We start from the raw sequence: 24,897 nt of genomic DNA, 5'->3' as shown, positions 1-24,897 counted from the left end.
CGGCCGCACCGGCGACGAGATCCTCCAGGCCCGCAACGACTGGGAAACCGGCACCCGCTTCGGCCAGGTCCACGGCTACGACGGCGCCCGCCTCCACGCCCCGGCCCTCCCCGACATCCCGCTCAAGGCCCGGGGACGGGAGCGCTGACCTGCGCAGACGCGGTACAGGTGGTGTCCGGCTGCACGCTGGCGCCAGGTGGTTCAGACGCCTGGTCCGGCATTCGCGACCGGACACCGGCCGCGCCGGGAACGGGGCGGCGGAAGCGTCCCGAGCCTGTGGGAAGGGCGCCGGGCGCTTTGGATTGCCCCCGGACGGCGGAGCCCCCTCAGTAGCGTGCGGAGCCGAACCCGGCACCTACCGGAACGAGGTCCCATGGCTCCCTCCCGGCCGTCCCGCCGTGCTCTCCTGCGGTCCGGCGCCGCGCTCGGTGCTCTGGCCCTGGCCGGTGGCTGTTCCTCGGGCAGCTCGTCGGAGGAACAGCCCGGGCCGAGCGGCCCGGCCCCGGGCGCGACGCCGTCCGGCGGTCCGGCCGTCACCCGGCGGGCGATGCCCGCCGAGTCCGCCCCGCACACCCGCACCTTCATGGCATGGCCGGCCCTGGAGGAGGTCTGGGGTGACCAACTGCCCGGCGTCCGCCAGGACATCGCTTCGCTGGCCCGGACCATCGCCGGCTTCGAGCCGGTCGTCCTGCTGGCCCGGCCCGACCAGGCGGACCAGGCCCGGCAGGCCTGCGGCTCCTCGGTCGAGGTGCTGGAGCTGATGGTCGACGACCTCTGGGCCCGGGACACCGGCCCGACCTTCGTCACCGGCCCTCAGGGCCTCGCCGGGGCGGACTTCAACTTCAACGGCTGGGGCGACAAGCAGACCCACGCCAGCGACGCCGAGGTCGCCCGCACCCTCCTCGGCCACTACGGCATCACCCGCCTGCGGGCGCCGGTCACCGGTGAGGGCGGCGGCATCGAAGTGGACGGCGAGGGCACCCTGATGGCCACCGAGAGCTGTTGGGTCAACGACAACCGCAACCCCGGCAGGACCCGGGACCAGATCGAGGCGGCCTTCAAGGACCTGCTCGGCGTCGACAAGGTGATCTGGTTCAAGGGCGTCGCCGGACAGGACATCACCGACTGCCACGTCGACGCCCTGGCCCGCTTCGCCGAACCGGGCACCGTCGTGCTGCACCGGCCGGCCGCCGACACCCCGCCGGACATCTGGACCACCGCCTCCCACCAGGCGATCCAGGTGATCCAGTCCGCCACCGACGCCAAGGGCCGCAGCTTCGAGGTCGTCGACCTGCCCGAGCCGGACCCGGACCTGATCCAGGGCGCCGGCGAGAACTTCCTGGCCACGTACATCAACTACTACGTCTGCAACGGCGGCGTGATCGTGCCGCACTTCGGGGACAAGACCGCCGACGACCGGGCGGCCGGCATCCTCGGCGACCTCCACCCCGGCCGCAAGATCACCCAGGTCTCCGTCAACCACATCGCCGCGGGTGGCGGCGGCATCCACTGCGCCACCCAGCAGCAGCCCGCCGCGGCGGGCGCCTAGGGCGCCCCGGTGAGCCCGACGGGACGGGATCCGGCGCGTCGACCGGGCCGGCCACCCGGTCAGCCGAGTGCGGGGACGTCGTGGGTGGCGCAGTGGATCCCGCCGCCACCGGCCGCGATCGCGTCGATCTTCACCGGCACGATCTCCCGGTCCGGGAAGTACTGCTTGAGCACTTGCCGCGCCCGCTCATCGGCCCGGGTGTCGCCGAACTTCGGCAGGTAGACGCCCTTGGAGCCGATGTAGAAGTTCATGTACGACGAGACGAAGGCGTCGCCGCGCCCGGTGATCCTGTCCGGGTCGGGCTGCTGGAGCTCGATCACCTGCAACTTCTTGCCGGTCGCGTCGGTGGCGCTGGTGAGGACGTCGCGGGCCTGGTCGGCCGCGCGGGACCAGACGTCCGCGGGGCCGCCGGGGAAGGCCTGGTCGAGCAGGACGACGCCGGGCGCGGCGAAGCGGGTCAGGCAGTCGACGTGGGCGTCGGTGATGTCCTTGCCCTTGACGCCGGCCAGCCAGATCACCTTGGTCACACCGAGGACCTTCTTGAGCTCCGCCTCGACCTGGTCCCGGCTCATGCCCGGGTTGCGGTTCTCGTTGACGACGGAGCTCTCGGTGACCATCAGGGTGCCCTGGCCGTCGGTCTCGAACGAGCCGCCCTCGGCGACCAGCCGGGTCTCGATCCGTTCCACGCCGTACGTGGCCAGCACCGTCCGGGCGACCTTGGAGTCGTTGCCGCTCTGCTGCTTGCCGCCCCAGCCGTTGAAGTTGAAGTCGACGCCCTTGACCTTGCCGCCCTCCTCGACGAACACCGGCAGGGTGTCCCGGGCCCACAGGTCGTCGACGGCGATCGGCACCACCTCGACCGCCGAGCCGCAGGCCTTGAGGGCGGCGTCCGCCTGCTCGGGACGGGCCATCAGGACGACCGGCTCGTGGGCCGAGATCGCCCGGGCCAGGCCGGCCACGTCCCGGCGGACCTCGGGCAGCTGGTCGCCCCAGACGTTCTCGGAGGCGGGCCAGGACATCACGGTGCGCAGGTGCTTCTCCCACTCCGCGCCGAAGCGCCGGGCACCGGGCGTGCCGGGCGTGCCGGGGGTGCCGGGGGTGCCGGGGGTGCCGCCGGGCTGGGACGGCGTCGCGGCGCCCTCCATCTCCTCGGCGCCGGTGGGGTCACAGGCGGTGAGGCCGAGGGTGAGGACGCCGACTCCGGCGCCGACGCCGGCGAGGGAGCGGATCATGGTGCGGCGGGACAGGGTGGTGGTCATGCGGGTGACTCCGGGCATGGTCGTTCGGCAGGACGGAGGGTGCGGCGGGCGGCGCCGGGGCGGTCGGGCGGAGGGCCCTCGGGGCGGACCTCCGGAGGGTGGCCGGCGCCGCTACGGCATCGGCTCGTGCATGGTCGAGCAGTGGATGCCGCCGCCTCCGGCCATCAGCCGGTCGACGTCGAGCTGCACCACCTCGCGGCCGGGGAAGGCCGCAGCGAGGCTCTCCCGGGCTGCGGCGTCCTTGTAGGCGTCGCCGAACCGGGCGGTGATGACCCCGCCGTTGACGAGGTGGAAGTTGAGGTAGGAGTCCACGAACGTGGAGCTGCGCGAGCGGACGGTGTCCGGTCCGTGCACCACGACGACCTGCAGGCGGCGGCCGCGGGCGTCGGTCGCGGAGGAGAGGATCGCGAACTGCTCGCGGGCGTCCCGCGCCCACTCGTCGTCGCGGTCGGCCGGCGGCAGCTGCACCATCACCACGCCGGGGCGGACGAACCGGGAAGTGACGTCGACGTGGTCGTCGGTGATGTCCTGGCCCTCGATGCCGGGCAGCCAGATCATCTTGTCGGCACCGTAGGCCTCCAGGACGGCGTCCTCGATCTCGTCCCGGCTCATGCCTCGGTTGCGGTTCTTGTTGACCAGGCTGCTCTCGGTGGCCATCACCGTGCCGTCGCCGTCGGTCTCGATCGCGCCGCCCTCGCCGACGAAGTCCGCGTAGGTGTGGCGCAGCCCGCGGCGGGCGGCCAGGAGCTCGGCGACCCGGGCGTCGTCGTGGTGGACCTGCTTGTTGCCCCAGCCGTTGAAATTGAGGACCACGGCGTCCAGGCCTCCGTAGCCGTCCCGACGGAACACCGGGGCGATGTCGCGCATCCACAGGTCGTCGGTGGGGATGGCGGTGGTCACCTCGACGGCCGGGCCGCACTTCGCGCGCGCCTTGCCGGCCGTGTAGTCGTCGGGGGCGCACATGACGACGGGCTCGAACCCGGCGATCGTGCGGGCAATCAGGGCGATGTCCTCCTGGACGCCGCCCAGACGCAGCCCCCACACGCCCCGGCGGGAGGGCCAGGACATCCAGGTCCGCGCGTGCGGGACGTCGTCCGCGGGCACCCAGGGACGGGTCCCGGCGACGTGGGCGTCGTGGTAGCTGGTCATGGGATTCTCCAGTTCGTGCGACGGTGCCGGGCCAGGGTGCGGCCAGGAGCGCTCTGCGCGCTGCGACGCACCGGTGCACACGGGAAACGGGCCGGCGGCAGCACCCTGCCTGCGGATTCAGACTCGCATTGACTGAAAATTCAGTCAAACTCAGAGGGGTGCCCTGACCCTGCCGGTGGACAGCGCGTACGGGGCGTGACGGACCGGGCGCAAGGAGGCCTGGAGCGTGGGCTGGGCGGAGGCCCGGCAGGCCCCGTCAGGATTCGATCAGGTGCCGCTCAGGACCCGAGCCGGGACACCTCGGCGTCGATCGCGTCGGCCATCAGTGCTCGGGCGTGCGCCAGAGGCAGGGAGCCGCTGAGCCAGCGGGTGCTCAGCCCCTCGATCAGCGCGGTCAGCCGCTCCGCCGCGCCGGCCAGCGCGACCGCCGAGGACATCGGCCGCACGCTGCCCAGCAGTTCGGCGATCTCCTGGACCCAGATCCGGGTGGCCCGCGCCAGGTCCTCGCGCAGGGTGTCGTCGAACACCGCGCTCGCCCGCAGCTCGCCCCAGGCGGTGGTGTTCTCCCGCACCTCGACGGTGTCCTGGAGTTCCAGCAGCAGCGCCTGCTCCAGTTCCTCGCGCGGGGTCGGCGGCGGCGCGTCCGCGGCGCGCTCGGTCGTGTAGCGTTCCGCCCGGTCGTTGATGAACTCCAGGGTCTGCCGGAGGATCCCGGTGCGGTCCTTGAAGTGGTAGTAGATCAGCGCGGTGGACACGCCCGCCTCGGCGGCGAGCTCCTCCACGCGCAGCCCGCGCACCCCCCGCCGCGCGATCACCCGCGCCGCTGCTTCCATGATCGACGTTTTACGGCTGGACATGATCCACCACCATACCCGGGGGTTCGGCGGAGGTCGCCCGCATCTGGCGGGTGAACGCCCGCTTCGACGGGGCCACCGCCTCGTCCACGGAGGCGATCGACCTCGCGCTGGATCGACGGTCCGGCCGTATCGTTGGGCCGGTGGGCCGAGGTGGCCGCGCGAGGATCGAGGCAGGCGGGCCCTGAGGTGCGGGGCCGTGGTGGGCGAGGGGAAGAGGCTTGATGGCCGACCAGGTGGGCGTTGAACCGGTGCGTGTCGGGCTGGTCGGGGTCGGTGTGATCGCCGAGACCCACCTGGCGGTGCTCGCGGAACGGCCGGACGTGGAGCTGGACTTCACGGTCGATCCCAGGTCGACGGGGCCGGTGGTGTTCCGCGGTGCCACGCCGCCCCATTACGGCGGCCTCGCCGGGGCGCTCGACGCGCACCGGCCGGACCTGATCGTCCTCGCGACCCCGACGGAGACCCACGCCGATCTGACCGTCCTGGCCCTCACCCGGTCGAAGGCCCGGCTTCTGGTGGAGAAACCGCTCGTCCACGACCTCGGCGCGCTGCGCGGCCTGGACGGCGAGGCCGGTGTGCGCGAGCGCGTGTTCACGGCCCACCACTTCGCGTTCTCCCCCGAGGTCGACTGGGCGGCCGAGCTGCTCGCGGCGCACCCGGAGTGGGGGCCGGTCACGGCCATCACCTCGGCGTTCTACGACCCCTATGTCCTGCGGGCGCCCGAGGCCGTTGCCTCGTACGTGTCCAGCTGGATGGACTCGGGGGTGAACCAGCTCAGCATGCTCACCCGCTTCGTCGACCTCACCGGGCTCACCTCCGCCCGGCAGTTCGACGGCGGCGCGAGCGCCTGGTGCACGGTGGGCTTCCGTTCCCGGGGTGAGGAGGGTAGCGCCCGGTTGCGCAGCAGCTGGCTGACCGGCTCCAGCAGCAAGGAGAGCAGCCTGGTGCTCGGCCGCTCCGGTGTGGAGATCTGGATCGACCACACCGCCATGACCGGATTCGCCGCCCGGGGCGGTGAGTTGGTGGCCGCGTTCGGCAACGACGGCCGGACCGGGCGGAAGGTCGCCCACTACCGCCCGCTCTACGCCAGCCTGCTCTCCGACCGGCCCGATCCGGTCCTCGGGTTCGACACCGCGGCGAGGATCACCGCGATCCATCTCGCGAGTCCTGCGGCACGGTAGGTCTCGGCGGCCCGGGGCGGAGCAGGTGTGCGACGGCCAGGTCGCCGAGTGCGGGGAGGGTCGCCCGGGAGGCGTCCGGGCGGGCGGTGTCGGCGGTGCGGGCGTGGACGAGGGCGGGTGGCGCGCACGTCCTTCGGCGCCCCGGTCGTCGTCCGGTCCCGCTCCGGGCGGTCGCGAGGGCGGCGGGTATGGTGCTGGGGAAACGGTGTCTGCCCTGGTCGGACGATGCGCCGCTGCCAGGTGGTGTGACTCGGACCCGTAACAGCGCCCCCACCGAGAGGATCACGCATGATCACGCTGACGAAGGAAGACGGCCCGGCGGATCTGGACGGGGTGACCCACCTGTCCATCGGGGTTTCCTGGGATCCGACCGCAGGGAGCAGCGGCGGGCTGCTGGGCAAGCTCCGGCAGAAGCAGGGCACCGACCTCGACCTGATCGCCATCGCCATGCAGGGCTCCGAGCCCGTGCGCCTCGCCGGCCTGGATTCCCTGGACCCCCTGGGCAACGGCTCGCTGGTCCACAGTGGTGACAACCAGACGGGGCACGGGGACGGCGACGACGAGACGGTCACCGTCGAGTTCGCCCGGGTGCCCGCGAACATCACGTCCATCGTGTTCGTCGCCGCCGCCTACAAGAAGCGCAGTGCCTTCCAGAACGCCCGCAACATCAGTTTCAAGGTCTACGACGCGACGGGCGGCAGTACCCAGCAGGTCGCGGACATCTGGCCCAGCATGCTCACCAACGACAACGGCTGCGCCGTGGCCAAGGCGGTACGGGCGGGCGCGGGCTGGAAGCTCCAGGTGATCAACGAGACGGGGAAGATCAAGCAGGGCGACGAGAAGGACCTGATGCGTTTCGCCGTGAGCAAGTAGTCATGAGCAAGTAGTCATGAGCAAGTAGCCATGAGCGAGTAGCCGCGAGTGGCCGTGAGCAGCTGGCGCGGGTCTCCGGTGGCCGGCCCCGGCGGTCGTCCGTCGGAGCCCGGCTATGGGCCGCTGCGGGCCGCCGGGGCCGCCGGGGCCGCGAAAGCGGCGATCGCCGCGGTGACGGTGGCCCGCAGTTCCCGGGCGTCCGCTCCGGCGCGGGAGCGCAGGTTCACCCCGTGCGCCAGGAGGGCCAGGACGTCGGCCGCGGAGTCCGGATCGGCGCCCTCGGCGAGCTGGCCCTGCCGCTGCGCCGACACGAGGGCGGTGTGCAGGGCGGCGCGCAGGTACCGGTGCTGCCGGTCGAGGACGGCGCGCACCGCAGGGCTGCCGTTCTCGCCGCCGGCGTGGGCGTTGGAGACCATGCAGCCCCACCGGGCGAACTCGCCGGTGCAGCGCCTCTCGATCAGCGCGGCGAAGAACTCGCCGACGGCCGGCAGGCCCCGGTCGTCCTCCTCCAAACGGCCGAGGAGGGGCCGGGACCGCTCCCGGACGTAGTGTTCGAGCGCCGCGCGGTAGAGCTCCTGCTTGCCGCCGAAGGTCGCGTAAAGACTGGAGCGGCTGAGCCCGGTGGCGTCGACGACGTCCTGGACGCCGGTGGTGGCCACGCCCTGCCGCCAGAACAGCCGCATCACGGTGTCCAGCGTCGCGTCCGGATCGAAGTGCTTGACGTCCGCCATGCTCCACCACCCGTCTTGGACCGATGATTCCAAGATATCCGGCCGCGCCCTTGACCGGGAGACGCGGGTTGCCATTATCTTGGAACGAACGTTCCAAGATGGCATTCCGAGATGACCGCGGGAGAGATCCATGAGCGTCAACACCGAGCTGCGCGCCTTCTTCGAGAAGCGCCGGCAGCAGATCCCCGCCGACGTCAGTGCCGTGATGCAGCGGGCGGCCCGGGAGCTGGCCGACTCCGGTCAGGCGGAGCAGGCACTGACCGTCGGTGCGAAGGCGCCGTCCTTCACCCTGCCCTCGGCCACCGGCCGGAGCGTCGAGCTGGCCGACCTGCTCGCGGACGGCCCGGTGGTACTGACCTTCTACCGTGGCGCCTGGTGCCCCTACTGCAACATCGCCCTGCGTTCCCTGCAGCAGCACCACGACGCCATCGCGGCCCGCGGCGCCCGACTGGTCGCCGTCTCGCCCCAGAACCCGGACGAGTCGCTGTCGTACGCGGAGAAGAACGAGCTGGCCTTCGACGTGCTGAGCGACCTCGGCTGCGGCACCGCCGCGCGGTACGGCCTCGCCTTCGACCTGCCGGAGGACCTCGCCGCGGTCTACGCCCGCTCGGGCATCGACCTGGACCGCTACAACGCGGGCCACCCTCGGACGCTGCCCGTTCCGGCGACCTACGTCATCGACCGCTCGGGCACCATCCGCTGGGCCTTCGTCGACACCGACTACATCACCCGCGCGGAGCCGGCCGACATCCTGGCCGCGCTCGACGGGCTGGACTGAGGCGCTGGACTGAGGCGCTGGACTGACGGGCGCCGGGCGCGAGCCGTGCGGCGAACTCGCGCCCGGCGGGCGCCCGGCCGGGAGATCCTCGGCCGGGCGCCCGCGGGGACGGTGAGGGTCCGGCCGTGTCCGGCCGGGACGGTGCGGGTGAGGCCACCATGCCGAAGGGGTGCCAGTCGCGGGGGCGGACGGGGGAGAGCCATGCGGGTACGGGGGTACTTCTAGCGGGTAGCGGTAGCGGCGTGCGTCAGGCGCCTGAAGCCGTCGAGCTCCGGGACGGCGAGCAGGATCGGCATGTCGAACGGGGTCACCTCGCGGAGCTGGACGTCGGCGCGGTAGGCACGGCCGCTGCGGGCCCGGACCGCCCAGCCCGTGCCGACGAGCCTGGGCAGGCGGATCCGCTGCCGGGGGGAGCCGTCGTCCATGGCCACGGCGGCGGCCCGGATGAACCACAGGCCGTCGGGGATGTGCAGGCGGAACGGGCGGTCCTCGTCCAGGATGTCGCAGGCCTGCGGGTAGCCCTCCACGATCGGGGTGTTGAACGCGCCCACGTAGACCCGGACCGGGCCGACCTCGGACGGGAAGAAGAGCTGTCCGGTGACGGAGGACAGGCCGTGGCCGGTCCCGGTGCCCGGCGGGGTGAGCGGCGGCAGGTCGTCGTCCTGGGCCAGCGCGCGGTAGCAGGTCGGCGCGACGCCGACGCTGCGGGTGAAGCGGCTGGTGAAGGTGCCCAGGCTGTTGTAACCCACCCGGTAGGTGATGTCGGTGACGCTGTCCGGGGTCTCCAGTAAGTGCCGCTTGGCCATGAAGATCCGGATCGCGGTGAGGAAGCGGCCAGGTGATGTCCCGGTCAGTTCATTGAACATCCGGCAGTAGTGGAATTTGCTGTAGGAAGCAATATCGGCAAGCTGCTCGAGGGAAATCGGATCCGCGTGATTCCGCCACATGGCGTCTATGCTTCGCTCTATCGCCGCAGCGATGGCCATCCGGATCTCCCTACCCTGGGCTCGTCGGTATGTCGCATGCCATATCCGGACCGGTGACGCCCGGATCCTCGCGGGATCGCGGGCCGGTCCCCCCGGCGCGGCGCAGACGGCGTGCCCCTGTCCACGTGGGGTGAGCGCCGCAAGGCTCAACGGCCCGGCGGCTCCCTCATCCGGCATGCTTCTCCCTTTTCCGTCGGAACCGGCCGGGTGACTCGGCCGGGTTTTGGTACAGACACATCGTTTTGCCAACGCGTGACTCTCGCACCTTCTGGATCGCGGTGTGGCCCGATTGTCGAAAATCTGCCCCGCGCGGCGGAAATCCGGCGCCGGACGCCCCGCACCGGATCTTTTCCCCCAACCACTACCTCGGCACCGCCGACCACCTGGCGGCTCTGCGGACGGCCACCGGCCGCGCCCTGCGCCTGCGTCCACGCCGTGCCCGCCGCGGCGGCCGCCACGGTCGGCGCTCCCGATTCCCGGCCGGTCGAGGAGGCCATGGCCGAGGCCGTTCACTGGCTGTACCGTTCCGCTTTGCCGGCGACACGTCAGGCAGGCGCGACGAGTGAACGGATCACACCACGGCGGCGCCCGAGAGGCGCCCCGGAACCGGAGGAGACGACCGTGACAGCGTCACAGACTCAGCACGACCCGGCCGAGCAGTACGCGGTCTACCGGCGCACCAGGGAGGCGATAGCCGGCCTGGTGGCCGCGCTGCCGGACCCGGACGCCGTCGGCGTGCCCGCGTGTCCGGACTGGAGCGTGCGGGACCTGATCGGGCACCTGGTGCACATCTGCGAGTCGTTCGTCGCCCTGGAGGACAACCAGATCGACCTGGGTCCGCTGGCGGACGTCCCGGTGGCCGGGCTGCTGGAGCGCTGGGAGGGGCTGGACGGCGAGCTGCCCGCGGCCCTGGACCGCAGCCCGGAGCTGCGCCGGCGGATCCTGCTGCTCGACGTGTTCTCGCACGAAGTCGACCTGCGGCTGATGCTGGACGCGCCCGCCGAGCCGGCCGCCCACCCCGCGTTCGACGGCGCGCTGGACCTGTCCACCATGGGCTTCGGTCTGGCGGTGCACGGCGGCGGGCTGCCGGCGCTGCGGATCGAGACCCCCGGGAGGGCCTGGGTGGTGGGTGAGGGCACCCCCGCGGCGACCGTCAGCGGGGCGGCGGTGGACGTGTTCCGCTCGCTGACCGGGCGCCGCACCCGGGCGCAGATCGAGGGTCTGGAGTGGTCCGGCGAGTCGGCCGGGACGTGGGCGGAGGCGTTCGCCTGGGGCCCGTTCACGCCGCCCGTGGCCGAGGTGGAGCCGCTCGTCGGCCGCTGAGCGCGCGGTACGGACACGGTGAACGGGCGGGACCGCTGAGCAGCAGCGGTCCCGCCCGTTCACCGTGCGCCCGCGTCGTGGAGCGAGCAGGCGGGCTGGTTCGGGAAGTCGCTCGCGGCGACCACGGCCGCCCGGGAGTTCCGGCCGGCCGAGCCTGCCGAGCGCGGCATGGTCCGAGCGTCCTTCGTCCCTCCGCGCACCCGGAGGGCCGCCGCTCTCCGGCCACATGCTTCGGACCCCGGGGGCGCTGTGCTTCTCCCACCGTGCCGATGCCGGGCAACACGGGAGTAGTCATCCGGCCGGGTCGATGCCCGACACTCTGTGACGCCCCCCGCACACCGGTGTCTGACGCCTCGTCAGGGCCGGCCCGGCCAGTGAGCTGAGGAGACCCCACGTGACCGAAACCATCACGGGCCGGACGGTGAAGGCGCCCCCGCGCGCCACCTCGCTGTTCGTCAACGGCCTGTTCCCGCGGCGCCGCGCGCTGGTCGTCCTGCTGGGCCTGCTCGGCGGGCTGCTGCTCGCCTACGCCTGGTCCTCGGAGCTGGTCGACGACAAGATCGGCTTCAGCGCCGCCAGCGAGCTGCTCGGTCACGACGCCAGGAACACGCCGCTGGGCGGCATCTCCGCCGGCGTGCTGTTCGCCTTCGTCTCCGGTCTGGCCGGCTCGTTCACGGCCTGCAACGTGGCGGTGTTCGGCGCGGTCGGTCCGCTGGTCGGGCAGATGAGCCTGACCCGGCGCCAGCGACTGGTGCACGCGCTGCGTCCGCTGGGCTGGCTGACGGTCGGCATGCTGCCGGTCTCGGCCGGCTACGGGGTGCTGGTCGGCCTGTTCGGCACCCGCATGCCGCAGTTCTCGACCGCGCCGGTGCACGGGTCGATCTCGCCGCGGATGCTCCAGGCGATGATCGTGTACGGGCTGGTCGGCCTGGTGATGCTGGTGATCGGACTGGCCGCGGCCGGGGTGCTGCCCGACCCGCTGGAGCGGGTGGCCGCCCGGTTCCCGAACGCCCCGCTGGTGCTGGTCGGCGCGCTGGTCGGCGGCTTCCTGATCGGCCGCCCCTACCCGCTGTTCCGCAACCTGTTCCGGCATGCGGCGGTGGAGCACAACCCGCTGTACGGGGCGGTGGCGTTCTCGCTGCAGTCGATCGGCAACATCCTGGTGATGGCGCTGCTGTTCCTGCTGCTGTCCTTCGCCCTCGGCGCGCCCGTGCAGCGCTGGCTGGCCACCAAGCCGGGCCGGGCGGCGACGCTGACCGCCTCCGCGTTCCTGGTGGCGGGCGCGTTCACGGTGATCTACTGGGACGTCCGGCTGCTCGGCAGGCTCGGCTACATCTGGTGGCCGACGGCGCCCTGGAACGGCTGAGGCGCGTCCTGGCACGGCTGATGAGGCGCGTCCTGGCACGCACCGCTTGCGCCGGCGGCGGCGGGTCCGGTCCCTCGGGGCCGGGCCCGCCGCCGTTCCGTCGCGCGGGCGGCTCGTCGTACGGGTGTGCGCCGCGCGGGCTCGGGCCGGCCGGGCCCGCCGCCCGGGCCACCGACTGCCGGGCGCGCTCCGGGTCGTCGCCGGCTCCGAGGATCATGCCGCACACCTGGGCCTCGCAGCAGACGTCCGCGGTGAGCGCCTTCGGCGGCGGACGGCAGGGCGGCGAGGCCGCCTTCGTGCCGCGCGACGCGCCGGCTCCCGAGGCCGACGGCCGGCTGCTGACGCGCGACGCGGTCACGGTGCCCGGCGGCAGGACCGCCGGCCCCACCGCCGCATTCCGCCGCCGAGCACCGTCATCCCCACCGGTACCCACCTCCCGTGCCGAGCGTCGCCCCTGAGCCGCCGCCCCCGCTTCTCCGAGAATGCCTTTTCCGGCCGCCCGGACGAGCCGATTCCCGCAGCGCGGTAAATGCGCCCGTTCCCGAATTCCGGGCACCGTCGCGGGGCAATGGGCGAGAAGCCCGCGCGGGGCTCCCGGAGATACGGTGCGGGGAATTCTGGCACCGACGGGGGAGCAATGTCATGATCAGCTCGGATCACTTCGACGACATCGTGGTGGGCGCGGGCACCGCGGGAGCGGTCGTCGCGGCCCGGCTCAGCGAGGACGGCACCCGGCGGGTGGCCCTCGTCGAGGCCGGCCCGCACTACGCCACCCGCGAGCAGACCCCCGGCGACCTGCTGAACGGCAACGCGATGCCGCTGGCCCGGCACGGCTGGGGCCTGTCCGCGCGGCTCACCGCGGACCGCCGCACCGCCTTCCCGCTGGGCAAGGTCACCGGCGGCTCCTCCGCCGTCGGCAACACGGTGATGATCCGCCCCACCCCCGCCGACCTCGACGAGTGGGCCGCCCTCGGCAACCCGGCGTGGAGCTGGGACGAGGCGCTGCCCCGGCTGCGCGCCATCGAGGACGACCTCGACTTCGGCACCGACCCGCACCACGGCACCGGCGGCCCGATCCCGGTCCGGCGCTGGCGTCCCGAGGAACTCACCACCGTGCAGCGCCTGTTCCTGGAGGGCTGTCTGGAGGCGGGCCACCCGTACGCCGCCGACCACAACCATCCGCTGTCCACCGGCGTGGGCCCCATCCCGTCCAACCGCCGCGACGCCCGCGAGCGGGTCTCCACCGCCATGGCCTACCTGTGGCCCGCCGCCGGCCGCCCGAACCTGACCGTCGTCCCCGGCGCCCTGGTCGACCGGGTGCTGATCGAGGACGGCGTCGCCCGCGGCGTGCGGATCCTGGAGGGCGGCACCGAGCGCGTCCTGACGGCGCGCCGGACCGTGCTCGCGGCGGGGGCGGTCGGCTCGCCCGCGATCCTGCTGCGCTCCGGCGCCGGCCCCGCCGGGCACCTGGCCGAGCTGGGCATCCCCCTGCGGGCCGATCTGCCGGGCGTCGGGGAAGGCCTGGTCGACCAGCCGCGGATCGGGGTCTTCCTGACCCCCCGGCCCGGTGCGGCGGACGAGAGCGCCTCCACCGGCCAGATCGTGCTGCGCAGCACCGCCCCGGCCCCGGTCGGCGGCACGGAGCGCTTCAACGACATGTACTACGCGATGGTCAACCACTTCGACCTGGCCCACCACTTCCCCCAGCTGCGCGCCGCCGCCGGCGCCGACGGGGTGTTCGGCATCATGGCGGTCGTCCGCCGCCCGCACTCCCGGGGCCGGGTCACCCTCGCCTCCGCCGACCCGCGCACCGCGCCGCACATCGACCTCGGCTACCTCACCGACCGGCGCGACCTCGGCCTGTTCGCCGAGGCGGTGCGCACCTGCTGGCAGCTGGCGAACTCGGCCGGGATCGGCGCGCACGCCGAGCGGGTGGTCGCGCTGGACGAGAGGACCGTCGGCGACGACGAACTGCTGCGCGAGTACGTCGAGACCACCGTCGACACCGCCTTCAACCCGGCCGGCACCCTGCGGATGGGCCCGGCCGACGACCCGGACGCGGTGGTGGACCAGTTCGGCGCCGTCCGCGGCGTGAGCGGCCTGCACGTGGCCGACGCCTCGGTCATGCCGTCGATGGTGTGCGCCAACACCGCGCTGACCACCGTACTGATCGGCGAGCGGATCGCCGAGGCGCTGCGGGCCGTCTGAAATCCCGTCGGAAAACGCGCCGGGCATTCTCGGAGTAATGCCGGCGCGGCCCCTGCTGGGACGATTCTCTCGTCACCGGAAAAAGCATCCGTGCCGCTCCGGCGCGGCATTTCGGAAAGGAACGTCGATGACAGTGGAAAACGCGGCCGCCGGGAACATCCCGGGCGTCGATCCCGAGGTCCCGCACGTCTCCCGGGTGTTCGACCTGATGCTCGGCGGCACCGCGAACTTCGCGGCCGACCGGGCCGCGGCCGAGTACGCGTTCGCCTCCTGGCCGGGCGGCGACGTCGCGGTGGACATCCGGGCGGCGCGCGGCGCGCTGGTCCGGATCGTGCGCCACCTGGCCGCCGAGGCGGGCATCCGGCAGTTCCTCGACATCGGCACCGGCCTGCCCACCATGGAGAACACCCACGAGGTGGCGCGGAGCGTCACGCCCGACGCCCGCACCGTGTACGTGGACAAGGACCCGGTGGTGGTGGCGCACGCCCGTCACCTGCTGGCCGACCTGCCCGAGGACGAGGTCCGCTACCTGCACGCCGACATGAAGGACGTCGACCGGATCCTCGACGAGGCGCGGACCGTGCTGGACTTCGACCGGCCGATCGGCGTGATCCTCTTCGGCATCCTGCACTTCTTCCCCGACGACCAGGGCCCCGCCGAGCTGATGAAGCGCATCGTGGACGCCGTCCCCGCGGGCAGCCACGTCGCGTTCTCCCAGTTCGCCCGGGTCGGCGAGGACGCCGCGATGGACGAGGCCTTCGAACTGCTCAACCAGCAGTGGGGCGAGTCGGTGGTGCGCCGGACCAGGCAGGAGGCCGCCGACCTGTACTTCGCCGGCCTGGAGCCGGTCGAGCCCGGCGTGGCCGAACTGCCCGACTGGAGGCCCGAGCCCGGCGAGTCCGGCCCGCGGCCGATGCCGATGTGGTGCGGGCTGGCACGCAAGGCCTGACGCCCCGCCCCGCCGCGAGCCGTACCGGACCGCCCAGGCGGCCCGGTACGGCTCGCGGCGTTTCCGGGTCCGGCCGCGCGGAGAGCCCTCCCTCGGCCCTCCTGCGGCCCTCCTGCGGACCCGAATGCCGCGACCCCGGCCGTTCGGCGGGCCGGGGTCGCGGAACGGAGGCGCCCTACCGGCGCATCACCAGCGGTTCCTCGCTGAGCAGGTAGGCGCCGACCGTCTCGAAGTGCGAGTAGGAGAGCGCGATGTGCTTGGCCACCGCGTTGACGTCGCGGAAGGCCCGCTCCAGCCGGCTGGAGGCGTACAGCGAGGACGTCCCGGCCAGCGTGAACACGGTGTCCACCGCGGCCGTCGCGGCCTCGCCGACGGTGGCGGAGGCCAGCCGCACCAGCGCGCTGAGGTCGGCGCCGGCCGTACCGGACTCCTCGACCTGCCGGGCCGCCTCGAACAGCAGCAGCCGCGCCGAGTACAGCGCCGCCTCGGCGCGCCCGAACCGCTCCTGGACGACGTGGTTGGCGGCCAGCTTCAGGGTGCCGCTGGCCGGCGTCTTGGCGTGCGCCGTGGTCCAGAACGCGTCCAGCGCGTCCTGTGCCACTCCGAGCGCGACCGGCGCGGTGGAGAACGGTCCGAAGTCGAAGTACCCGACGGGGTAGGCCCGGGAGTCCCGCTCCGGCGGTGCCTGCACCATGCGGCCCTTGCGGACGGCGTACGCGTCGGCGACGAACCGCTCCTCGACCCGGAAGTGGTTGCTGCCGGTGCCGCGCAGGCCGACGGAGTACCAGGTGTCCTCGAACCGGACCTCGGAGGCGGGCACGAACAGCATCACGATGTCCGGGCCGGCCGGGGTCTGCACGGGCTGCCAGTCCTCGCAGACCAGCGCCGTGCAGACCAGCCAGTCGGCGTGCGCCGAGCCGGAACCCATCGCCCACTCGCCGCGCAGCAGCCAGCCGCCGTCCACCGGTTCGGCCAGGCCGGACGGCTTGACCCCGCCGACCGCGAAGCCCGCGCAGTCCAGGAACAGTTCCCGGGAGGTCTCCTCCGGCAGGTAGTCGGACAGCCGGCCGATGGCACCCTGGACGCCGATCTGCCAGGACACCGAGGCGTCGAGCCGGGCCAGCGCCTCCAGCGCGTACATGCCGGCCGTCAGCGAGACCTGCTCGCCCCCGAAGGCGCGGGAGACCCACATCCGGGTGAAGCCGGCGTCACGCAGGGCCGCGTAGACCTCCCGCGGCATCTGCCGGTCGCGCTCCGCCGCGTCCCGGTGCGCCTCGACGACCGGGGCGATCCGGTCGACCCGGCCGAGCCACTCGCTCTGCTCGGGGGTGGGTGCGGACTCCGGGAGCCGGTTCCGCTTCAGACGGTCGTTCATGGGGTTCGCTCCTTCGATCCGGTCCGAGCCGCGCGCCACCGCTGACGGGGCGGGTATCCGGGAGTGGACACCAGTGTCGGGCGGGCCGCCGGGAGCCGACTCCTCCCAGCGTGCTCTCTCGGACGGCCCGGCCGGCAGGCCGAAGGCGGCGGACGTCCCCGGCACCACCGCGGTGCCGGGGACGTCCGCCGCCCCGGGGACAGCGAAGCCGAGCGCCGGGTCAGTCCCCGAACGCCTCGCAGACGCCCAGCAGACTCTCCTCGAAGCCGCCCTCCGGCATGCCCTTGCCGGCGGTGAACATCAGGGCCTCGTCGTAGACGCCGTCGAAGACGGCCGCGAACCGCTCCCTGGCCTCCGCGGGCGTGCCGTGGACGGTGAGCGTGTCGAGCATCCGGTCGGAGACGGCGGCCGCCACGCCCGGGATGTCGCGCCGTGCGAACGCCTCGCGGATCGCGGCGAGTTCGGACCCGAAGCCGTGGAAGGAGATCAGCGGCGCCGCCGAGGGCAGGATCGCGAACACGCCGATCTGCACCGCGGCGAGGGTCCGCGCCCGCTCGGCGTTCTCGCTCACGGCGCAGGTGATCATCCCGGTGATCGGCACCGGGGCTTCCCGGCCGGCCCGGTCCGCGGCGTCGGCGAGCGCGGGGCGGACCACCTCCTCGACGAAGGCCGGGCTGAAGATGGGCTGGCCCAGGAGGCCGTCACCGACCGTGCCCGCGGTGCGGATCATCGGCAGACGGCCGCCCGCCACCAGGATCCGGGGACGGCTGTCGCCGGCCGCCGGGTCCGCCGGCTCGGGCCAGGGCTGGAGCAGGGGGTCGACCGGGATGCGGCAGCGGTAGAACGCGCCGTCGTGGTCGACCGCGGTCGTTCCGACCTCCCAGATCCTGCGGACCAGCGGTACCAGTTCGCGCAGCCGGGCGGCGGGGCGGGGCTCGTCGAGGCCGTGCCAGTCCGCGATCACCTGCGGGTTGCCGGTGCCCAGACCCAACTGCACCCGGCCCGGAGCGAGTTCCGCGAGCGACCGGAACTCGGTGGCGAGGGTCACCGGCGTGCGGGCCAGGGCCCAGGCCACGGCCGACCCGATTCGGATCCGGGAGGTGGCCCCGGCCACGGCGGCGAGCGTCACGACCGCCGAGCGGTCGTAGAACTCACTCGTGTGGAACGACGGCAGCCCGCGCCGTTCGGCCTCGACCGCCGTCCGGACCGCCAGGGGCACCGTCCCGGCCTGGATCGCCAGGCCGGGCCTGGTCTTCAAACCGCTGTTCACAGGAACTCCGTTCGCGAGGACGCCGTCAGGTGGTTTCGGCGCCGGCGTCCGAGGCCGCCGACATCAGGGAGGCCTCGAAGTGGCCGATGACATCGCCGATCACCTCGGCGCTGTGGAACGCCGTGTCGTGGACCAGGTCGAGGGTGAGCCTGCCGTCCACCGTCGATCCGTAGAGCGAGGGAACCGGACCGCGGGACGTGCCGGCCCAGCGGCTGTCCGTGATCCGCAGGCCGTCGGGCACGGGAAAGTCCTCGATGACGCCGATGTTCGACACCATGAAGGACATCGGCGGGAGCGGCGTGGGCGTGCCGGCCAGCCGCTGGGCCACCAGCCGGTGCTGGATCTCCTCCTGTTCCAGGAGCGCCTTCAGTCCCCTGCCGATGCGACGGCCCACCTCGACGGGCCGGTCACCGGCGCCGACGTCGGTGGCGGACACCAGCCGCGCCACACAGCAGTACGGGGCGTCCGGAGCGATCGGGGGAGTGACGCGCGGGCGCAGGTCGACGGCGAAGGCCGCCGCGACCGGCATCGGCCCGGCACCGGGGAACCGGGCGCGCACCGCGCAGGCCAGGGCTCCGGCCAGCAGGCCGGTGAGGGAGATCCCGCCCTTGCGGGCGGCGGCGACCAGCGCCGCCGTCGTGTCCCGCCCGTAGCCGAGGCCGTGCACCCGCTGCGGGCCCGGTTCGCCGGGCTCGCCGGCCAGCGTCAGCGGCGGAGCGCTCTCGGCCGGAAGCCGCACCGGGCCCGGTGCGTACGCCGCGAGCAGTGCTTCCTCCAGCGACCCTTCGAACGCGGACCTGCCGCTCGGCGCCGGTTCCACGCCGCGCGACAGGTCGGTGTAGTAGCCGAGCAGCCGGCGCAGCAGGAGGGTGTTCAGCCGGCCGTCGGTGCCGGCGTGGTCGCCGGCGAGACTGAGCACCGCCGAATCCGCGGTCCGGGACAGCGAGATCCGGCTGAGCGGACGGTCCCCGGGGAGGGGCACGTTCAGCTCGTCGGCCAGGGAGTTGCCGTCCGGCGCGGCGACGGCCAGCCCCGGCGCCTCGTCGGACAGCACCAGGGCGACGTCGTCACCGGTCCGGAGCAGGGAGCAGCGCAGCAGCGGGTAGTCGCGCTGCAGCAGCCGGGCGGCCCGGTCCATGACCGGGACGTCCACCCGGCCCGCCAGGCGGACGCTCGCCACGACGGGACCGACGCGCCGGGAGTGGAACAGGGACTCGAAGAACGTCAGGGAGCGGCGCTCGCCCGTCATGGGAAGACCTTTCGTACGTCCGGAGTCACGGCGAGGCGCTAGATCAGGTGCGAGTTGGGCTCCAGCCCGCACAGGATGCGGCCGTAGAGTTCGAGGTTGGTGTTCGGGTGCAGGACCCCGTGCAGGCAGATGGTCTGGATGTCCCGGTCGATGCGCTGGATCGGCACGTCGGAGTAGACGGAGGAGCCGCCGCTGGCGGTCCTGAGGATGTCCATCGCCTCCTTGGCGCGCATGCACGTCGCGCCCATGTCCATGCGCGCCAGGCCCCGCTCCACCAGGGTCCAGCCCTCGCCGGTCGAGGCCTTGCCGTCCAGGCGCTCGGTCGCACGGCGCACGTGGAACTCGGCCTCGTCGATCTTCACGGCAGCCTCCGCCACCTGCAGGTGGGTGAGCGGGGCGTCGATCTGGCGCTTGTAGTCGGTGTAGGTGATCTTCCGGGTGGGCAGCCGCTCGAAGAAGACCTCGCGCGCGGCCTGGACCATGCCCAGCGGGACGGCGCTGACGCCGGCGGAGGCGATCGGGGAGAACAGGGACTTCCACACCGGGGAGTCGGCGTTCTTCAGTGAGCGGTGCCGGCCCTCGCGGATCACCGGGGTCATCGGCAGGACGCGCGCCTCGGGGACGAACAGGTCCTTCACGACGGTCGTCACGCTGCCCGTGCCGCGCAGGCCCGAGGTGAACCAGTCGTCGACGATCTCCAGCTCGGACACCGGGACGAGGATGATGACCGGGACGCGCTCGCCGTCCCCGGCGGCCAGCAGGGCGGAGTGGACGAACCACTGGCTCTGCGTGACACCGGTGCAGAACGGCCACCTGCCGTTGAGGATCACTCCGCCCTCGGTCGGGACGGCGACGCCGCCCGGGCTGATGCTGCCGCCGAGCCGGACGTCCGGGTCGGCGAAGACCTCGTCCTGCACCTCGTCCGGGAACAGCCCCGTCTGCCAGGTGCCGATGGCCATCGTGGCCGAGGTCCAGCCGAGCGAGCCGTCGCCGCGGGAGAGTTCGGAGATCACGGCGCACACGGTGCGGGCGTCCGACTCGTAGCCGCCGTAGCGGTGCGGGACCCGCATCCGCAGCAGGCCGGCGTCGACCACCGCCCGGAGCACGTCGTCGTGCAGGACGCGGTGCTCCTCCTGCCATGCGGCGTGCTTGCGGATCAGCGGGACCAGTTCCGTCGCCCGGCCGACGAGTTCGTCATGCTGCGGTGCCCCGAGGGTCGTCACGTCTGCTCCTGGGTGGTGAAGGTGGGAAAGCCTGGGCGGTTCCGACGGTAGGACGGCGCGACGCGGCCCCCATCTTCGTGGTTGCCCTGTCGCCCGGGGGAGCCGGGCCGTCGCCGACAGGGCAAGCCCGGAGAACTCCGGCGAGCCGGTTCGGTGGAACAGTCGCACTGTCCCGGCTGTCATCGGACCATTCGTGGGTGGAGGACGAAATGCGTGAGCCGTATCGGGTAGCGGTCTGGGGGATCGGCCAGGTCGGAGGAGCCGCGATCAGGGAGGTCGTCAGGCTCGACTCGCTCGAACTCGTCGGTGCCCTGGGGTACCGGGCGGAGAAGGTGGGCCGGGACGTGGGCGAGGTGCTCGGGATGGGCCCGCTGGGGGTGGAGGTCGCCGCGGACCCGGCGGCGCTCGTCGCCGCGCGCCCCGACGTGGTGCTGTACGCGCCGCTGGACCCCGTTGACTGGAAGCGGACCGACGAGGACATCCTGTCGCTCCTGCAGGCCGGGATCAACGTCGTCACCTCCCTCGCCTACGAGGGCCTGCGCTACCGGGACGACGGCGCGCTGGAGCGCTTCGAGCAGCTGGCCAAGGCCGGTGGGGCGACGCTGTACGCCACCGGCGTGAACGGCGACTTCATCGGCGAGCGGCTGGTCACGACGCTGTCCGGGTTGTGCAGCGAGGTGGAACACATCACGATGAAGGAGATCTGGCGCTCCGACTTCGTGGGCAGCGGCCTGTTCGACCAGTTCGGCTTCGGCAAGCCCCTCGATCAGGCCGCCCTGGGCGAGGAGTTCCTGATGACCGGGCTGGAGCGCTACCACTCGGTGTCCATCCGCAACGTCGCCCGGCACATGGGAGTGGTCCTGGACTCCGTGGAGACGAGCAGCCTGAAGCTGGTCGCTCCCGCGGACATCGAGCGGTCCAACGGGCCGTCCATCCGCGCGGGGACGCTCGGCGGCCGGGTGATCCGGATGTCCGGGATCAGCGGCGGCAAGGAGTTCTACCGCTCGGAGGGCATCTTCTACTGCGGGGAGGACCTCAAGCCCGCCGAGGTGACCGCGGACACCTGCTGGTACATCGAGATCGAGGGGCGCCCCTCGCTGCGCACGACGGTGGTCGCCAGCGCCTCGACGCGGGACAACCGGCTCCACTACGCCGACGACCCCACCACACCGGGTTTCTACGCCATTGCCGCACCGATGATCCAGGCGATCCCCGTCGTGGTCGAAGGCGACCCGGGGGTGTGGGAGCACCCGCCGGCGGCCCTTCACTACCGGCGCGAGCTCCGGGCCCTGTGACCGACCCGGCCCCCGCGGGCCGGTGGCGGACGGCGGGGCTCCGGCATCGCGGGTGGCGATGCCGGAGCCCCGCGCCGCTACACGTGGTGACTGCCGGTCAGCGAGAGGGGCCTACTGCGCGGGCGCCAGCTTCGGGCTGTTGTGGTAGGCGGCGATCAGCCACTGGCCGTCGCGCTTCTCCAGCACCCAGGTCGCCGTCACCTTGCCCTCCTCCGGAGCCTCGGTCTGGCCGCCGAACAGGATGGCGGACTCGCTGACGAGGATCGCGGCGTCCTGGCCCAGGAAGCGCAGGCTGATCTGCTTGTTGGAGGTCGAGCTGCCCTTGAGCGGCCCCGCGAACGCGAGGGCCATGTTCTCGCGGATCACGTCACGGCTGTCGCGGTACGAGCCGGTCATGATGGCGGTCGCGTCCTCCGTGTAGTTGGCGACCATGCGGTCGGCGTCGCCGGCCTCCCACGCCTTGTACGAGTCGGCGAGAACGGCCTCGATGGCGGCGACGTCATCCGCACGAATGTCCGACATTGGAATCTCCCTTGCGATCGGTTCGCCCGGACGTTCCGGCGAACTCGTGAATACATACCGACGGCGGGGCCGGAACTCATCGCGCCCGCGGAAAAAACTTCGGTACCGGTCCGGCGGCCGGGCCGGGGCCCGGATCCGGGCGGTGCCGGGCGGTGCCGGACCGGTGGATCCGGGCTCAGGACGCCGTGACGGGCAGGCCCCGCGCGTCGAGCGCGGCCGGCAGGCCGAAGGGCGCGAAGACCTCGGCCGTCTGGAACACCGACGTCCGGCTGATGCCGGCGGCGGTGACGGTGAAGACCTGGAGCGTGTGCAGCCGGTAGCCGTCCCCATCACGGCAGTAGGCGGCGAACCCCGGCTGGCCGTTGGCGGCCACGGTCCTGAACCGCCAGTCCGTCCCGGCCTTGTCGAAGACCCACTCCATGAACAGGCCGTAGTTGTGGCGGCCGGAGAACCAGTTGAGCATCGGCGGCATCTCCATGAGCACGTCCTCGGTGAGCAGCCGCTTGAGGCTCTCGACGTCGGCGTTGTCGAAGGCCTTCATGTAGCGCTCGATCCAGGCCCGCTGCTCCAGCTCGGGCGGCTCGCTGAGGCCCTCGTCCCGGATCCCGACCTCCTTCAGCCTGGTCCGCGCCCGCTGCAGGGAACTGTTCACCGACACGACGGTGCTGCCGAGGATCTCCGCCGCCTCGGAAGCGGAGAAGCCGAGCACGTCCCGCAGGATCAGCGCACCGCGCTGCCGCGCCGACAGGTGCTGCAGGGCGGCGGCGAACGCCAGGCGCAGGCTGCTGCGGTCGATCACGGCCCCGGCCGGATCCGCCGTCTTCAGCAGCGCGTCCGGCAGGGGCTGGAGCCACGGCACGTCGTCCCCCAGGACGAGCGGGGCCAGCGGCTCCGACTCCGCCACCAGTCCCGACGGCAGCGGCCGCCGGCCGTGCGCCTTCAGGGCGGTCAGGCAGGCGTTCGTCGCGATCCGGTAGAGCCAGGTGCGCACCGAGCTGAGGGAATCGTCGTACTGCTCCCGCGCCCGCCACGCCCTCAGGTACGTGTCCTGGACCAGGTCCTCGGCGTCGTGCACGGTGCCGAGCATGCGGTAGCAGTACGCCAGCAGCTCCGGCCGGAACGGCTCGATCAGGCGATCAAAGCCTTCTTCCTTCGTCGTCACGCGCAGGCTCCTTCTCTGCTCCGACCGAGGACACCGTACTGGAGGACGGCCCGTGGTGTGAGTTGATCTACCGCAGAGGACGGCTTCCTGACGAACCGTGGGAGGAGTTCATCGCGGTGGTGTATGGGGTGACGGGGGACGGCCCGGTGTCCTGCCGAACCGGCCCCCGCCTCCCGTGGTCCCGGGCCGAGCCGACGTCAGGGCGTCGTGGGCGTCGTGGGTGCGGCGGGTGCGGCGGGTGCGCCGGCGGGCCCGGAGGAGGCGGCCAGCACGCCGGTGGCCAGCCACATCGCCGGGCTCTCCGCCACCGCGCGGCCGTGCCCGATCCGCCGGTCGTCGTGGGCGAAGACCTCGGCGTCCCAGCCGTGGCCGGCCAGCCACGGGGCGAGTTGGTCGTGCGCGGACAGCCACTCGATGCCGTAGGTGCGGTTCAGCTCGCGCAGTTCCCGGCCCGCCTCGCCGAGCATCCTGACCGCCAGATGCTCCAGCAGGAGCGCGCTTCCCGGCGCGGACAGGGCGGTCATCGCCGTCACGAGCTTCTCCACGGCGCTCTCGGCCAGATAGAACACCAGCCCTTCGAGGAGCCAGACCGTGGGCCTGTCCGGGTCGAAGCCCGCGGCGAGGAGCGCGGGCACCCAGTCGCCGGACAGGTCCGCGACGACGTCGTGGCGCGTGCAGGTCGGGGTGAGGCCGGACCGTGCGACCAGCGCCGACTTCGGCTCGACCACCTCGGGCAGGTCGACCTCGTACCAGTCGGTGCCCTCCGGGCAGGCCAGCCGCAGCGTGCGGCCGTCGAACCCGGCGCCGAGGGAGACGACCTGCCGGACCCCGCCGCTCAGCGCGGCCCGGATGCCGTCGTCCAGGAACCGGGTGCGGACGGCGAAGTAGTCGGTGGTGAACTTCTCGTCGCTGTCCATACTCCGGCCGATCGCCGCGGCGATCCTGGCGAGGGTGGGATCGTCGGCCAGGATCTCCAGAATCGCCTCGGCGAAAGGGTCCTGGAACAGCGCGTCGGGGCGGCGGCTTTCCATCCGCCGGGAGCAGGCGATGAATATGGCGCTCTGACCGACGCTTCCGTTGAGCACCTTCAACTCGGTCATGCGTCTCTCCTTGGGTTCGCGCGCGGTGGTGTCGGCGAGGATGTTCACGGCCGGCCCTGGGTGAACGGATTGCCGGTGAGGATCCGGCGCCCCAGCGAGGCGACGAGGGGACCGTTCACCTCGCTGAGCCGCTTGGCCTCGATCCATTCCGGATCGGCGAGCAGGGCGTTCCACTTGCGTTCGAGCTCGTCGTAGGAGTCGAACCTCAGGACGTAGACGATCTCGTTCATGGTGTTGGTACCGAACTCGGTCAGCGAGATGAAGACGACCTCCATCCCGTGCCTGGCCAGCCCCTTCAGCGCGTGCTCGTTGAACCTGCGGATCAGGTCGGGCATCCGGCCGGGGACCGCGGTGTATTCGCGCAGCTCGTAGATCATGCCGTGTTCGCTCCCGAGGTCTGTGTCGTGGCCCTTGCCGCACGGAGGGAGGGCGAGCGGCGGCCCCGGAACGGACCCGGGCCGGTTCGAGCGCTCCGCCGGGAAGCCTAGCCCC

General features: G+C 72.7%; 22 protein-coding genes and 1 pseudogene. 10 read left to right on the top strand and 13 right to left on the bottom strand.

Going from position 1 to position 24,897, the window contains the following annotated elements; translation table 11 throughout:
- Nucleotides 1-148: pseudogene (locus tag ABTX81_RS03740) on the top strand (pirin family protein); the annotation flags it as partial.
- 225 nt (nt 149-373) lie between these two features.
- Complete coding sequence (locus ABTX81_RS03735) at nt 374-1,549, top strand: agmatine deiminase family protein (protein WP_350541313.1); 1,176 nt, start codon at nt 374-376, stop codon at nt 1,547-1,549.
- A gap of 59 nt (nt 1,550-1,608) precedes the next feature.
- On the opposite strand, the gene ABTX81_RS03730 is transcribed toward ABTX81_RS03735, so the two are convergent.
- The 3 genes from ABTX81_RS03730 to ABTX81_RS03720 all read right to left on the bottom strand — a co-directional run bounded on the left by ABTX81_RS03730 (nt 1,609) and on the right by ABTX81_RS03720 (nt 4,814).
- A complete protein-coding gene (locus ABTX81_RS03730; protein WP_350541312.1) occupies nt 1,609-2,808 on the bottom strand; it encodes an agmatine deiminase family protein in 1,200 nt (399 codons plus the stop codon).
- 111 nt (nt 2,809-2,919) lie between these two features.
- Complete coding sequence (locus tag ABTX81_RS03725; protein ID WP_350541310.1) at nt 2,920-3,957, bottom strand: agmatine deiminase family protein; 1,038 nt, start codon at nt 3,955-3,957, stop codon at nt 2,920-2,922.
- A gap of 278 nt (nt 3,958-4,235) precedes the next feature.
- Nucleotides 4,236-4,814: a TetR/AcrR family transcriptional regulator gene (locus ABTX81_RS03720; RefSeq protein WP_350541309.1), complete on the bottom strand. Its 579-nt coding sequence runs from the start codon at nt 4,812-4,814 to the stop codon at nt 4,236-4,238.
- A gap of 221 nt (nt 4,815-5,035) precedes the next feature.
- On the opposite strand from ABTX81_RS03720, the gene ABTX81_RS03715 reads away from it, so the two are divergent.
- On the top strand, nt 5,036-5,995 hold the full coding sequence (locus ABTX81_RS03715; RefSeq protein ID WP_350541307.1) for a Gfo/Idh/MocA family oxidoreductase: 960 nt from the start codon (nt 5,036-5,038) through the stop codon (nt 5,993-5,995).
- Between the two features lie 288 nt (nt 5,996-6,283).
- The gene (locus ABTX81_RS03710) at nt 6,284-6,868 is read left to right on the top strand and encodes a TerD family protein (RefSeq protein ID WP_350541306.1); all 585 of its coding nucleotides are present in this window, start codon (nt 6,284-6,286) and stop codon (nt 6,866-6,868) included.
- A gap of 113 nt (nt 6,869-6,981) precedes the next feature.
- Here the strand turns inward: ABTX81_RS03710 and ABTX81_RS03705 are convergent, their stop codons facing one another.
- On the bottom strand, nt 6,982-7,599 hold the full coding sequence (locus ABTX81_RS03705) for a TetR/AcrR family transcriptional regulator (protein ID WP_350541305.1): 618 nt from the start codon (nt 7,597-7,599) through the stop codon (nt 6,982-6,984).
- 130 nt (nt 7,600-7,729) lie between these two features.
- Between ABTX81_RS03705 and ABTX81_RS03700 the strand changes: the two genes are divergently transcribed.
- Nucleotides 7,730-8,377 (top strand): peroxiredoxin-like family protein, encoded by a 648-nt coding sequence (locus ABTX81_RS03700; protein ID WP_350541304.1) that lies wholly within the window; start codon nt 7,730-7,732, stop codon nt 8,375-8,377.
- Between the two features lie 221 nt (nt 8,378-8,598).
- On the opposite strand, the gene ABTX81_RS03695 is transcribed toward ABTX81_RS03700, so the two are convergent.
- Complete coding sequence (locus ABTX81_RS03695; protein ID WP_350541328.1) at nt 8,599-9,324, bottom strand: helix-turn-helix domain-containing protein; 726 nt, start codon at nt 9,322-9,324, stop codon at nt 8,599-8,601.
- 660 nt (nt 9,325-9,984) lie between these two features.
- Between ABTX81_RS03695 and ABTX81_RS03690 the strand changes: the two genes are divergently transcribed.
- The 4 genes from ABTX81_RS03690 to ABTX81_RS03675 all read left to right on the top strand — a co-directional run bounded on the left by ABTX81_RS03690 (nt 9,985) and on the right by ABTX81_RS03675 (nt 15,209).
- On the top strand, nt 9,985-10,686 hold the full coding sequence (locus tag ABTX81_RS03690) for a maleylpyruvate isomerase family mycothiol-dependent enzyme (RefSeq protein ID WP_350541303.1): 702 nt from the start codon (nt 9,985-9,987) through the stop codon (nt 10,684-10,686).
- 394 nt (nt 10,687-11,080) lie between these two features.
- Complete coding sequence (locus ABTX81_RS03685; protein WP_350541302.1) at nt 11,081-12,052, top strand: hypothetical protein; 972 nt, start codon at nt 11,081-11,083, stop codon at nt 12,050-12,052.
- Nucleotides 12,053-12,694: 642 nt separating this feature from the next.
- A complete protein-coding gene (locus ABTX81_RS03680) occupies nt 12,695-14,260 on the top strand; it encodes a GMC family oxidoreductase (RefSeq protein WP_350541301.1) in 1,566 nt (521 codons plus the stop codon).
- Between the two features lie 127 nt (nt 14,261-14,387).
- Complete coding sequence (locus ABTX81_RS03675) at nt 14,388-15,209, top strand: SAM-dependent methyltransferase (protein WP_350541300.1); 822 nt, start codon at nt 14,388-14,390, stop codon at nt 15,207-15,209.
- A 175-nt stretch (nt 15,210-15,384) separates the two neighbouring features.
- On the opposite strand, the gene ABTX81_RS03670 is transcribed toward ABTX81_RS03675, so the two are convergent.
- The 4 genes from ABTX81_RS03670 to ABTX81_RS03655 form a co-directional block, all read right to left on the bottom strand.
- A complete protein-coding gene (locus ABTX81_RS03670) occupies nt 15,385-16,584 on the bottom strand; it encodes an acyl-CoA dehydrogenase family protein (protein ID WP_350541299.1) in 1,200 nt (399 codons plus the stop codon).
- Between the two features lie 220 nt (nt 16,585-16,804).
- Nucleotides 16,805-17,854: an LLM class flavin-dependent oxidoreductase gene (locus ABTX81_RS03665; protein WP_350541298.1), complete on the bottom strand. Its 1,050-nt coding sequence runs from the start codon at nt 17,852-17,854 to the stop codon at nt 16,805-16,807.
- A 25-nt stretch (nt 17,855-17,879) separates the two neighbouring features.
- Nucleotides 17,880-19,103, bottom strand: coding sequence for a phthiocerol/phthiodiolone dimycocerosyl transferase family protein (locus ABTX81_RS03660; protein WP_350541297.1), 1,224 nt, complete (start codon nt 19,101-19,103; stop codon nt 17,880-17,882).
- A gap of 38 nt (nt 19,104-19,141) precedes the next feature.
- Nucleotides 19,142-20,326: an acyl-CoA dehydrogenase family protein gene (locus ABTX81_RS03655; protein ID WP_350541296.1), complete on the bottom strand. Its 1,185-nt coding sequence runs from the start codon at nt 20,324-20,326 to the stop codon at nt 19,142-19,144.
- Between the two features lie 209 nt (nt 20,327-20,535).
- Between ABTX81_RS03655 and ABTX81_RS03650 the strand changes: the two genes are divergently transcribed.
- Nucleotides 20,536-21,621, top strand: coding sequence for a hypothetical protein (locus ABTX81_RS03650; protein ID WP_350541295.1), 1,086 nt, complete (start codon nt 20,536-20,538; stop codon nt 21,619-21,621).
- A 111-nt stretch (nt 21,622-21,732) separates the two neighbouring features.
- Here the strand turns inward: ABTX81_RS03650 and ABTX81_RS03645 are convergent, their stop codons facing one another.
- The 4 genes from ABTX81_RS03645 to ABTX81_RS03630 all read right to left on the bottom strand — a co-directional run bounded on the left by ABTX81_RS03645 (nt 21,733) and on the right by ABTX81_RS03630 (nt 24,782).
- Entirely contained in the window at nt 21,733-22,143 is a 411-nt protein-coding gene (locus ABTX81_RS03645) for an SgcJ/EcaC family oxidoreductase (protein WP_350541294.1), read from the bottom strand.
- A gap of 175 nt (nt 22,144-22,318) precedes the next feature.
- Nucleotides 22,319-23,311, bottom strand: coding sequence for a sigma-70 family RNA polymerase sigma factor (locus tag ABTX81_RS03640; protein WP_350541327.1), 993 nt, complete (start codon nt 23,309-23,311; stop codon nt 22,319-22,321).
- A 191-nt stretch (nt 23,312-23,502) separates the two neighbouring features.
- Complete coding sequence (locus ABTX81_RS03635; protein ID WP_350541293.1) at nt 23,503-24,405, bottom strand: SAM-dependent methyltransferase; 903 nt, start codon at nt 24,403-24,405, stop codon at nt 23,503-23,505.
- Nucleotides 24,406-24,449: 44 nt separating this feature from the next.
- Nucleotides 24,450-24,782: an NIPSNAP family protein gene (locus ABTX81_RS03630; protein WP_350541292.1), complete on the bottom strand. Its 333-nt coding sequence runs from the start codon at nt 24,780-24,782 to the stop codon at nt 24,450-24,452.
- Nucleotides 24,783-24,897 lie beyond the last annotated feature (115 nt).

Source organism: Kitasatospora sp. NPDC097605, from assembly GCF_040302725.1.
In the GTDB taxonomy this organism is placed as follows: domain Bacteria; phylum Actinomycetota; class Actinomycetes; order Streptomycetales; family Streptomycetaceae; genus Kitasatospora.
This window is presented reverse-complemented; position numbering and strand designations above follow the sequence as displayed.

What these genes read in the sequence shown, in the direction of transcription:
- ABTX81_RS03650 (WP_350541295.1), top strand. Translation starts at nt 20,536, where the DNA reads ATGCGTGAGCCGTATCGGGTAGCGGTCTGGGGGATCGGCCAGGTCGGA.
- ABTX81_RS03720 (WP_350541309.1), bottom strand. Translation starts at nt 4,814, where the DNA reads ATGTCCAGCCGTAAAACGTCGATCATGGAAGCAGCGGCGCGGGTGATC.
- ABTX81_RS03725 (WP_350541310.1), bottom strand. Translation starts at nt 3,957, where the DNA reads ATGACCAGCTACCACGACGCCCACGTCGCCGGGACCCGTCCCTGGGTG.
- ABTX81_RS03715 (WP_350541307.1), top strand. Translation starts at nt 5,036, where the DNA reads ATGGCCGACCAGGTGGGCGTTGAACCGGTGCGTGTCGGGCTGGTCGGG.
- ABTX81_RS03695 (WP_350541328.1), bottom strand. Translation starts at nt 9,324, where the DNA reads ATGTGGCGGAATCACGCGGATCCGATTTCCCTCGAGCAGCTTGCCGAT.
- ABTX81_RS03710 (WP_350541306.1), top strand. Translation starts at nt 6,284, where the DNA reads ATGATCACGCTGACGAAGGAAGACGGCCCGGCGGATCTGGACGGGGTG.
- ABTX81_RS03705 (WP_350541305.1), bottom strand. Translation starts at nt 7,599, where the DNA reads ATGGCGGACGTCAAGCACTTCGATCCGGACGCGACGCTGGACACCGTG.
- ABTX81_RS03630 (WP_350541292.1), bottom strand. Translation starts at nt 24,782, where the DNA reads ATGATCTACGAGCTGCGCGAATACACCGCGGTCCCCGGCCGGATGCCC.
- ABTX81_RS03735 (WP_350541313.1), top strand. Translation starts at nt 374, where the DNA reads ATGGCTCCCTCCCGGCCGTCCCGCCGTGCTCTCCTGCGGTCCGGCGCC.
- ABTX81_RS03645 (WP_350541294.1), bottom strand. Translation starts at nt 22,143, where the DNA reads ATGTCGGACATTCGTGCGGATGACGTCGCCGCCATCGAGGCCGTTCTC.
- ABTX81_RS03680 (WP_350541301.1), top strand. Translation starts at nt 12,695, where the DNA reads ATGATCAGCTCGGATCACTTCGACGACATCGTGGTGGGCGCGGGCACC.
- ABTX81_RS03635 (WP_350541293.1), bottom strand. Translation starts at nt 24,405, where the DNA reads ATGACCGAGTTGAAGGTGCTCAACGGAAGCGTCGGTCAGAGCGCCATA.
- ABTX81_RS03700 (WP_350541304.1), top strand. Translation starts at nt 7,730, where the DNA reads ATGAGCGTCAACACCGAGCTGCGCGCCTTCTTCGAGAAGCGCCGGCAG.
- ABTX81_RS03670 (WP_350541299.1), bottom strand. Translation starts at nt 16,584, where the DNA reads ATGAACGACCGTCTGAAGCGGAACCGGCTCCCGGAGTCCGCACCCACC.
- ABTX81_RS03675 (WP_350541300.1), top strand. Translation starts at nt 14,388, where the DNA reads ATGACAGTGGAAAACGCGGCCGCCGGGAACATCCCGGGCGTCGATCCC.
- ABTX81_RS03660 (WP_350541297.1), bottom strand. Translation starts at nt 19,103, where the DNA reads ATGACGGGCGAGCGCCGCTCCCTGACGTTCTTCGAGTCCCTGTTCCAC.
- ABTX81_RS03730 (WP_350541312.1), bottom strand. Translation starts at nt 2,808, where the DNA reads ATGACCACCACCCTGTCCCGCCGCACCATGATCCGCTCCCTCGCCGGC.